Below are 2300 nucleotides of genomic sequence, written 5' to 3' on the forward strand. Positions count from 1 at the left end.
GCAGAAAATAAAAAATCAGAAACTGATGGAGTTTTATAGCCAAGTGGAAACGATTAACGGAAAATCCAATACTTTGGGTACTTACGAACTCTATTTTGGGGATTATAAAAAAATGTTCAGTGCACCAGAAAGCTATAATCGCGTTACCGTAAAGGACATCCAAGATGTTGCAAATAAATATTTTTCAAAAAGCAATAGGACGGTGGGCATTTTAAAATCGAATGTTGAAAATTAAGAAATGGATCTGATGAAAAAAATACTTTTAAATATACTGGTCGTGTTTGCAATGCCTGCAATGGTCATGGCGCAAACCTTTCAATTGCCTAATTATACGTCGTTTACATTGCCCAATGGTTTGGTGGTGAATTTGATGGAACAACATGATGTTCCGGTGATTGCGCTTTCGGTTATTTTACCGGCGGGTTCTATTTATGACGGTGAAAAATCAGGTTTGGCATCACTTACTGCCGATGCCTTAAAACTGGGAACAAAAAATTATTCCAAAACGCAATTGGATGAAGCGCTCGATTTTGTAGGAGCAAATATAAATGCGTATGCAAGTAAGGAATATGCATTGCTAAATGCAAAATTCGCTTCTAAGGATAAAGAAAACATCTTGAATATTGTTAAAGATATTCTACTTTATCCAACGTTTGACGAGGCAGAATTTGAGAAAGAAAAAAGCCGTGCGCTGGTTGGAATAGAACGTCAAAAAGAAAGTCCACGAAGTATTATCCAGTCTTATTTTGATGTTTTGGTTTATGGCAATCATGTTTATGGCAATATTCCGCAAGGAACTGCTGCCACATTAAGTGCTTTAACAACGTCAGATTTAAGAGCGTTTTACACTAAAAACTATGTGCCAAACGGATCGGCTTTAAGCGTTGTGGGCGATTTTTCGAGTAAGGATATGAAAAAGACGATTACCAAACTGTTTTCAGAATGGAAGAAATCATCGGGAACAACAGCCAATTTAGCGTCGCTAGCACTTCCTGATCTGTCCGAATCAAGAGTATTATTGGTCAACAAAGACGATGCTAAGGAATCGACATTTTATATCGGATCACAAGGAATTAGCCGGAATAATCCCGATTTCGTGGATATTTCAATTATAAACACCTTATTTGGCGGCCGATTTACATCGATGTTGAATGATGAATTACGAGTCAATTCTGGATTGACTTATGGTGCCAGAAGCCAATTTAATGCTTTAAAGTATGGCGGATCATTTAACATTTCGACATTTACGGCTAATGAAACTACCGAAGCGGCATTAGATAAAACTTTTGAGGTTATCAATGCTTTGCACGCCAAAGGTTTGGACGAAGCATCTTTGACGTCTGCCAAAAATTATGTCAAAGGACAGTTTCCTCCAAAATACGAAACCGTATCACAATTATCAGGACTTTTGAGCGATATGTTCTGGTATGATTTGGATAAATCCTATATCAATAATTTTCAGAAAAAAGTAGATGAACTGGATTTGAAAAAAGCCAATGAGATTATTAAAACCTATTTTCCGAAGGAGAATTTTCAAGTGGTTTTAATCGGAAAAGCTTCAGAAATAAAAGAGATTGCTAAAAAATATGGAAAAGTTATCGAGACAGAAATCAATACCTATCCGAAGAGATAATCTGCCGACTTAAATTTTAATATACTTATCCTAAAATAGACTAAGGACGGTTAGACGTAGGATATTAGGACAAAAAGTATCGAAATAGCTGTTCTTATTGTGAAAGCTGACACAGTCATACATCTTATGTCCTTTCGTCTTATGTCATATTAGAGCCTTAGGTCATTTTGCGGACAATCATAAATTTTAATATCAACTGATTACTTCTAATTTTAAAAAATGCGCATAGACCTCAGTTTTATGCGCATTTGTTTTTTATGAACTTCTCTAAAAATCATCCATAAAAAAACTTCCCAAAACCATATCATGGCTTAAGGAAGCTTCTTTATAATGTTCAAAATTATTGTTTTTCAGTGGCGTATTTTTTACCTAATTCCGTCAACATTTCATTGCTCATTTTTTGAAGATCGAACTCATGTTTCCAGTCCCAATCTTTTCTTGCAAGGCTGTCATCTATTGACTTTGGCCAGCTATCGGCAATTTGTTGTCTAAAATCAGGATTGTAAGTAATGCTAAAATCTTTGATATGGTTTTTGATTTCGGCAGCAATTTCTTTCGGCGTAAAACTCATTGCTGCCAAATTATAGGACGATCGGATCGATAAGTTTTCTGCCGGAGCATCCATAATCTGAATGGTCGCTTCAATAGCATCATCCATAAACATCAT

1 protein-coding gene and 2 pseudogenes are annotated in these 2300 nt (G+C 35.7%); 2 read left to right on the forward strand and 1 reads right to left on the reverse strand.

Annotated features, from left to right (window positions below; translation table 11 throughout):
* Both VNJ50_RS00445 and VNJ50_RS00450 read left to right on the forward strand, forming a co-directional pair.
* Positions 1-235 (forward strand): annotated as a pseudogene (locus VNJ50_RS00445) (insulinase family protein); the annotation flags it as partial.
* A 12-nt stretch (positions 236-247) separates the two neighbouring features.
* The gene (locus tag VNJ50_RS00450) at positions 248-1633 is read left to right on the forward strand and encodes a pitrilysin family protein (RefSeq protein WP_325577994.1); all 1386 of its coding nucleotides are present in this window, start codon (positions 248-250) and stop codon (positions 1631-1633) included.
* 340 nt (positions 1634-1973) lie between these two features.
* Here VNJ50_RS00450 and VNJ50_RS00455 read toward each other — a convergent pair.
* Positions 1974-2300 (reverse strand): annotated as a pseudogene (locus tag VNJ50_RS00455) (NAD-dependent epimerase); the annotation flags it as partial.

Origin of the sequence: Gelidibacter sp., from assembly GCF_035577925.1 — a bacterium.
Classification (GTDB): domain Bacteria; phylum Bacteroidota; class Bacteroidia; order Flavobacteriales; family Flavobacteriaceae; genus Gelidibacter.

What these genes read in the sequence shown, in the direction of transcription:
- VNJ50_RS00450 (WP_325577994.1), top strand. Translation starts at nt 248, where the DNA reads ATGAAAAAAATACTTTTAAATATACTGGTCGTGTTTGCAATGCCTGCA.